Raw genomic sequence first — 7,900 nt, 5'->3', positions numbered from 1 at the left:
ATAGCCTGTTCCTCCCCGGAGCTGTTTCGGCGTGCACCAAAACATTGCTCCTGGAACAGGCTTCATGTCAATTTCTTATCCAGAATTCGGGTTATAGTACAACAGGAAGTGATTCATATATACCCGTTATCTTTCAAGTTGCCTCTTTGTTGGCTGCACTCATTCACCCCAGTCACATCGTTATCTATGCTCCCGGGGATTCGCTCCCTTGCCGTCGCGATGTATCTTGAAATCCATTGGGTATAAACTTTCTTTTTCCATTAATAAAAAGTAAATCTGTTTATACAAAGGCAGCAATACCAGGGCAGTTGTATTGATTACCCCAATATAACTGATGGCCAGGTAGTACACTCTAATTAATAGACATTATACCTTCCAGAATGATATTCGATTTATCGACCTCGAAGTGCTTGTCTCGGGGCTGGTAATGAAATGGATACCTCCCAAAATCGGCTCAGCTATTTGCTTTATAACTCAAGCAATCGAGTGCAGCAGAATTCTGACAGAATGAGTTGTATAAACTCTAACATCGTATGGTGTTAGGGATCTTTCTTTGCCGTCTTATCTAATAAGTTTCATAATCCTTCTTCATGTCGTGTAATAGGATTTAACCTGCGTCGTGATACTAAAGTGCTACCAAGATCGTAAAGCACATCTTTCTTCTAGCGATATTCTCCCATCACCAAAAGCGGATATCGCAACCATAGTATGCATCAAAAAATTAGCTTTATTTCAATCTATAATAATCTATTTCATTTCTTGATTATTTTTCACGTAGAAATTTTTTATTGGTGGAAATCATAATAACATAGAGTATATTTTTTAAATTAAATTTTAGTTACTTAATTTTAGCTCTGAATAAAAAATTGAACTAAATTCTTGCTCCAATATCAAAACTCCCCTCCAAGAAAAACTAATCTTATTTGGAAAACATATTTGTACGATATTAGTATAAAATGGCACTGGGATAGCATCAAAAGTGGTATATATACAAATTACTACCTGCATGATGAAAATACAAATACCTTTAATTATAAAAAACAGGCTTACACTGTTGGTTTAGATAAACGTTTTGCCATTTCCAAGTAAATAATCCGCGCTCGTTCGTTGAAGCGCCATATCATTCAGATCAATCGTGATAAGCTTTACATTTGTTACAGCAAAGAATTAGATGTGATTGACTGGCTAAAATGTGAACTCAATATCAAGAGATAAATAAAATGAATAATAAGTATAAATTAATTTTTTTGGCGATTGGCAGTGCCCTATTGACCGGATGCGTCATTAAACCTGGTCATGATAAAGCAGATATTATTGATGTTCGTGTCCTGGCTATGAATGACTTTCATGGTGCGCTGAAAGCACCAAATCCCAACAAACCAGGTGGTATTGAACATATGTCCACGCTAATCAAGGAACTAAAGAAAGAGAGACCTAACAATATTGTCGTTGGTGCTGGTGATATGATCGGCGCAAGCCCATTACTCTCTTCAATGTTCCATGATGAGCCAACGATTGAAACGCTATCCAAAATAGGCTTGGAAGCAACCGCTGTTGGCAATCATGAGTTTGATAAAGGTAAAGATGAACTGCTGCGTAAACAGAATGGTGGCTGTCATCCTGTGACTGGCTGTCAGGGGCCAAAGCCATTTACGGGGGCGAAATTCCAGTATCTGGCAGCAAACGTCACCGTTAATCAAACGGGTAAGACACTACTTCCTGCATATGTCATTAAAAAATTTGAAGGTATTCCGATAGCTTTCATTGGCCTGACTCTGGAAGGTACCCCAAAGATCGTGACACCAAGTGGAACCGAAGGTTTGAGCTTTGCTAACGAAGTTAAAACCATTAATGCTTTAGTGCCTGAACTACAGAAACAAGGTGTTAAAGCAATAGGCGTTCTGATTCATGAAGGCGCTGAACAGAAACGTGATGGAAGGCGTATTAATGTGAATACCTGTAATGATCTAACCGGTAAGGTTCTAGACATTGTTAACCAACTGGATAAAGAAATAGATTTCGTCATTACTGGTCACACGCATCAAGCATACAACTGTGTGGTTAATGGTAAGCCAGTCACTTCCGCACAAGCTAACGGCGCGTTAATAACCAATTTGGATCTAAAACTAGACAAATACACTAAGGATATTGTGGATTTTAAAGCAAAAAATATTTGGGTTGATAACCGTAAATATGAAAAAGATCCAGAAGTAACTAAAATATTGGATGCATATGAAAAAATAGCCGCTCCATTGGCAAACCGGGTCATTGGTAAGTTGGATAGCGACCTGAATAGGCAAACTAATCGCGCTGGTGAATCTTCACTGGGTAAAGTGATTGCAGATGCACATTTGTATACTGCTGCATCTAAAGAGAGTGGCGGCGCCCAAATTGCATTTATGAACAGCGGCGGTATTCGTGCTGACATGACTAGCGGTGAGGTAACTTACAATGCTATCTACGCTGTTCAGCCATTCTCTAATATATTATTAACTAAGACACTAACCGGCGAACAAATTAAACGTCTGCTGGAACAACAATGGGATCGTTCACGTTCGCAAGTTTTAGCGGTTTCTAATGGTTTTGAATATCAGTGGGATAGCACCAAACCAATAGGCGATCGTGTTATTGCCAGCTCAATAAAAATCAATGGTGAACCTGTTGAATTCAATCGAAAATACCGTGTGGTTGCTAACGAATTTTTAGCAACAGGGGGAAGTAACTTTTCTGTGTTTAACGAAGGTATTGATCCTGTATATAGCGTGCCTGACGTTGATGCAGTAATGAAATATTTCGCTGAAAAATCTCCTATTGCTTATCCTAAACAAGATCGCATCATTAACGTGAACAAAGAATAATTAACAGCCTATTTTGTTAGGTTATTTTATTAATCATGCCCTGCGAAATAGGTACAGCGAATACATACAATTCTATATATCGCTTCCCTCTGTAACCACAATCTACAGCCCTTTTCCGGTAGATGAAAAGGGCAAAAACAGTCACACGAAAAACGACTGTCAGGCGACGTAGACGTCCACGTCGCCTTTTAGGCACTGCTCCCCTATCTGAAAAAGGATGCCAAAATCACATAGCAGCTTTAAAGATTGCAACAATTTCTTCATGGGTAGCTTGAGTGGGATTAGTCAAACAACATATATCTTTCAAAGCATTAGTTGCCAACATTGGTAAATCTTCTGGTTTGACATTCAATTCCGCTAAACCCGACGGAATACCAATATCTTTTAATAACTTACGAATTTCAGCAATACATGCCGCAGCCCCTTGCTGATCATTCATAGCGCTTACATCTACCCCCATCGCAGCGGCAATATCTTTCAAGCGACCCGCAACCGCTTTAGCATTGAATTCTTGAACGTGCGGTAATAAAACAGCATTACATATACCATGTGGTAAATTATAAGTACCACCCAATTGGTGAGACATAGCGTGAACATACCCCAGTAATGCACTATTAAACGCCATACCCGCCAAGAATTGTGCATAAGCCATGTTTTCACGTGCTTCTATATTGCTCCCATCTGCAACTGCCTGGCGTAAAGAGTGGCTAATCATTGAGATTGCTTTCAATGCACAAGCATCCGTTATTGGGTTAGCCTCAGTAGAAACATAAGCTTCAACCGCATGAGTCATTGCATCCATTCCAGTTGCGGCAGTTAACCCTTTCGGCATTCCTACTATCAATTCTGGATCGTTCACAGACAAGACAGGTGTTATTTTCTTGTCAGCAATCGCCATTTTAATATGGCTTTCAGTATCGGTAATGACACAGAAACGTGACATTTCTGACGCAGTACCCGCAGTAGTATTAACTGAGATTAATGGCAAATGCGGTTTAGATGAACGACCAATACCTACATAATCCCGGATATCTCCTCCATTAGCCGCGACCAACACAATCGCCTTTGCACAATCATGTGACGACCCACCACCTAAAGAAATAACGCAATCGCTATTATGCTGACGCAGCATACCCAAACCTTCCTCAACGTTAAGTGTCGTCGGATTCGGATTGGTTCCATCATAGATTTCACTCTCAATATCAACATCAGATAATAGAGCTTGAACTTTTGCCGCCACTCCAATTTTACTTAAAACACGATCCGTCACAATCAATGCTCGCTTATAACCATCACCTTTCATCGCATTTATCGCTTCAACCAAACAACCCGCACCAAACATATTTACTGAGGCCATAAAAAAAGTCGTAGTCATCATTGATAATTCCTTAATATTAAAATAGTTTTAGAGTGAAAATATATAAAAATTAAAATTTAAAAATCACCTAATGGAATTACAGATCATTACTCTTGCAACAAACATAAATAATAGTTCTATTTAAACCATATAATTCAAAAAATATAAACATATACATCGGTAGAGTTAGATGATGTTTATCAAAATAGTATTTGATAATTTTCCCTCTTGGTAATATATGTAATTAGCAATATAATAAATACAATAATCGATAAGATTAATATATCAATTCACAAGATTATTACTTAGGAGTTTATTTTGTCCTCTAACGAAATATTTAACCGCCTGACTGCATTACTCGATAACCATCATGCCAGCTATCGGGTGATGGAACATCCAACCGCCGGACGTTCCGAAGAAGTTGCAAAAATCCGAGGTACGCAACTTGGACAAGGGGCAAAAGGGTTAGTTTGCCATGTTAAAGGGGAAAGATTCCGTCAATATGTACTCGCTGTACTACCTGCGGATCAACAAGCAGACCTCTCTTCACTGGCAAAACAGATCGGTGGCAACCGCGCCTCACTGGCAAGCCCTAAAGAAGTTTTTGAACTGACTCAATGTGTGTTTGGCGCTATTCCACCTTTTAGTTTCCATCCAGATCTGAAACTAGTCGCAGACCCTTTATTGTTTGAACGTTTCGATGAACTGGCTTTTAATGCCGGCAGCCTTGAACGCTCTGTGATTCTTAACACTCAAGATTATCACCGAATTGCACAACCTGAATTAGTGAGTTTTCACCGGGTAGAATAAATACCATTGCAAAAAAATGATATTTGTCAAATAGCCTATAGAAATAGGATATTTAAGATAATATTCTAAACATATTTATTGAAAGTGGTAACTATCCCGCCCCATAAATTTATATCACGAGATAAAGTCATTCTTATTTCTACATTATATAAACATTAAACAGAGAGGTATAATTATCAAATACCATGAATATCTAATTATTCACTATTGAGCCATATACAAAAAATTATCAATTACACTAGGGGATAATTCCCTACCCAAATAAAGGTGTCTTTTGATAGGAATCTTCAATTATTTTTAATTTCAGAATCTTTATTTCAATTATCAGCATAAAATGATATGTCAATTATATTGGTGTTATATTGGCAACAATTTAATATGCCTATTCATTATATTTTATTAAATACAAGAACCCACACTCACTGTATTCTCATATAGCTTTCAAAAAGAAAGATGACGTTTTTTTAAAATAAAGTTTAAGGAATAGAAAAATATGACTAATAAGTTAGTTACAGGTGCAACTTTTTTCGATAGAAAATACTTTCTGGGTGAAGCGCACCATTATCCAGAAAATGATGTTATTATTCCACTGCCTTATGATCTCAACGACAGATTCCGCTCAGTAAGAGTTGGAACACTATCAAAAGTTTATGCATGGCGTCATCAGAGCGATTGTGAACCAGGTCAACGCTATCGTGAATGGGAATACGATCATCCAGATATCGATAGAGAAATTAGAGGATTATCTAAGTTCAAAGTAGCACCAAAAGATACCTGTCTGGTTGCATTAAGACTTATTGATGATACTTATTCAGGTATTAAATTCTCAATGTTCACGAATACACATTGTGTAGGTCCAGTTGAAACAACAACTGATGATGATTATGCACTAGTTGGTATACTGCCATTTGAGACCGAGTTAGTCACTGCCATTGCAATAAGAAATACCAGTACTGGAGTATATATTAATAACGGATCATTCTATTTCTATCGTGATGCAAATGGTGTTGTTACTATTGATGAGAAAGCTAATTTCCCTAAAAATCTCAGAATAGTTAATGTAGGTGGTAATCGTTTCGATATTCATATTATCAGTACCGATTTTTCTAACTAATCCGGTCATAATGTAACAATAATTAACCATTGTTTTCAGACAGGCTACGTTCTGAAAATTTAAGTAACACCGTTGCGGAATATCATTAAAAACCGCAACGGTGTATTCATTTTTGCCAATAAAATAAATTTTTAACAATCAGTTAGCCATTCACTGTTATTTGTCTTTTTTCATAAAAATTTATAACTAAAAAGTTAAATAATAATTTAACCTAAAAAAACATTAAATCAATATCCCCAAGAACAATGATCATAATCTATTTCCTTTGAGATAAATAGTTCCCTAACGATTAATTCTAAAAATTATAGAAACATCCAACCATTACATTATTGCATATTTAATTCTAGGTATTTTCATAATATTATTAATAAAAAACAATCTTATAACATCTACTCAAAACACCAAACATGAAAAATATTCACAATTAAATTGAATACCAAGCCTAAGATACAAGACTCACTAAAAGTATCAAACTCTCATATTTCAAACAGTTAGTTGGACTATATTAATATAATTATCAAGATATTATTAGGTACTTTTTAAACAGCTTTACTTTATACATTTTTATGCTAATTTTAATATTAACCTATCGAATATTATTCCTTTATTGACTGGATATATCACATCTAAAGATGAGGAACGAATAAATTATTAGTAGCAAATATCATATATAAAAAGCCAATTTGTAAAAATAGTAGAAACGAGCAAATACTATATACTTCGCATTAATACAATCGGGTATACTTCCAGAAAAACATTACATAGGAGTTTATTAATGGGAACATTTTTTTCTTGGCAACCTATACCCTATGGATTTCAAGATGCATCGCGACGGCCAGGGAGCGAATCCCCGGGAGCATAGATAACTATGTGACTGGGGTGAGTGAGTGCAGCCAACAAAGAGGCAACTTGAAAGATGACGGGTATATATATTACTTACATTAACTTTAAGGAGTAAAAGAATGACAAAAGAATTAATTACCGGCGTCACATTTTTCGAAGAGAAAAACTATCAGGGTAAGTCACATGATTACCCAGAACTCGATAAAATTATATCGCTCCCTTCCAATCTTAACGATAAATTCCGTTCAGTAAAAATCGGCAAGTTATCAAAAGTCCATGCGTGGCGCCATTACAACGATCCAGAGAGTAAATATTATGAGTGGGTAGTCGATAATCCAGATATCGATAGAGAAATTAGAGGATTATCTAAATTCAGAATTATGCAGAAAGATACAAAACTGGTTGCACTAAGAATCATCGATGATACTCATTCAGATATAAAATTCTCTATGACCGTTAAGATATTTAATGGAGAAGAACAAGAAACAATCGACGTTAACGCAATAACAGATGATAATTATACTGTCGTTAACGAACTATTGGTACAGAAAGAGATAGTCACTTCAATTTATGTAAGAAATGTCAACACCGGAGAATATATTGGTAACGGGTCATTCTATTTTTCTTATGATGCTGTCGGTATTGCAACTGTCGATGAAGGTCTCAATTTCCCTAAAAACTTGAAGCTGGTTCATGTAGGGAATAATCGTTTTGATTTTCACATTATCAGTATTGATCCTATTGTTTAATCCGGGATTAATGTGACAATCATCACACTCAGATAAGTCATATTCTGAAATTCAGGCTACGCCGTTACGGTACATTTGTTAAAAAACCGTAACGGCATATTCCAGACGATCGCGGAAATTAAAACCGCATCATATCTGATGTGGCCTCTTCACGTTCCTGGTCAATCGA

At 36.4% G+C, this 7,900-nt stretch carries 6 protein-coding genes; 5 read left to right on the top strand and 1 reads right to left on the bottom strand.

Annotated elements, in window-relative coordinates; translation table 11 throughout:
* Both BA1DRAFT_RS24010 and BA1DRAFT_RS08510 read left to right on the top strand, forming a co-directional pair.
* Positions 1–230: hypothetical protein (locus tag BA1DRAFT_RS24010; RefSeq protein ID WP_072164784.1), on the top strand; the 230-nt coding region annotated here is incomplete at its 5' end.
* Between the two features lie 990 nt (positions 231–1,220).
* Entirely contained in the window at positions 1,221–2,858 is a 1,638-nt protein-coding gene (locus tag BA1DRAFT_RS08510) for a bifunctional metallophosphatase/5'-nucleotidase (protein ID WP_036777943.1), read from the top strand.
* Between the two features lie 226 nt (positions 2,859–3,084).
* Here BA1DRAFT_RS08510 and yiaY read toward each other — a convergent pair whose 3' ends face one another.
* On the bottom strand, positions 3,085–4,236 hold the full coding sequence (yiaY, locus tag BA1DRAFT_RS08505) for an L-threonine dehydrogenase (protein WP_036777941.1): 1,152 nt from the start codon (positions 4,234–4,236) through the stop codon (positions 3,085–3,087).
* Between the two features lie 297 nt (positions 4,237–4,533).
* Between yiaY and BA1DRAFT_RS08500 the strand changes: the two genes are divergently transcribed.
* From BA1DRAFT_RS08500 to BA1DRAFT_RS08490, 3 genes are all read left to right on the top strand, one after another.
* Positions 4,534–5,025, top strand: coding sequence for a YbaK/prolyl-tRNA synthetase associated domain-containing protein (locus tag BA1DRAFT_RS08500; protein WP_036777940.1), 492 nt, complete (start codon positions 4,534–4,536; stop codon positions 5,023–5,025).
* A 493-nt stretch (positions 5,026–5,518) separates the two neighbouring features.
* Positions 5,519–6,139 carry a beta/gamma crystallin domain-containing protein gene (locus tag BA1DRAFT_RS08495; RefSeq protein WP_036777938.1) on the top strand — a complete coding sequence of 207 codons (621 nt, stop codon included), beginning with the start codon at positions 5,519–5,521 and terminating at the stop codon, positions 6,137–6,139.
* Positions 6,140–7,101: 962 nt separating this feature from the next.
* Positions 7,102–7,731 carry a beta/gamma crystallin domain-containing protein gene (locus BA1DRAFT_RS08490; protein ID WP_036777936.1) on the top strand — a complete coding sequence of 210 codons (630 nt, stop codon included), beginning with the start codon at positions 7,102–7,104 and terminating at the stop codon, positions 7,729–7,731.
* The last annotated feature ends 169 nt before the right edge of the window (positions 7,732–7,900 follow it).

Source organism: Photorhabdus aegyptia (assembly GCF_000612035.1).
In the GTDB taxonomy this organism is placed as follows: domain Bacteria; phylum Pseudomonadota; class Gammaproteobacteria; order Enterobacterales; family Enterobacteriaceae; genus Photorhabdus; species Photorhabdus akhurstii.
The sequence above is the reverse complement of the archived record's forward strand: the minus strand, read 5'-3'. Positions and strand labels throughout refer to the sequence as shown.

Coding starts and splice junctions, on each gene's coding strand:
- BA1DRAFT_RS08510 (WP_036777943.1), top strand. CDS start 1,221: ATGAATAATAAGTATAAATTAATTTTTTTGGCGATTGGCAGTGCCCTA.
- yiaY (WP_036777941.1), bottom strand. CDS start 4,236: ATGATGACTACGACTTTTTTTATGGCCTCAGTAAATATGTTTGGTGCG.
- BA1DRAFT_RS08495 (WP_036777938.1), top strand. CDS start 5,519: ATGACTAATAAGTTAGTTACAGGTGCAACTTTTTTCGATAGAAAATAC.
- BA1DRAFT_RS08490 (WP_036777936.1), top strand. CDS start 7,102: ATGACAAAAGAATTAATTACCGGCGTCACATTTTTCGAAGAGAAAAAC.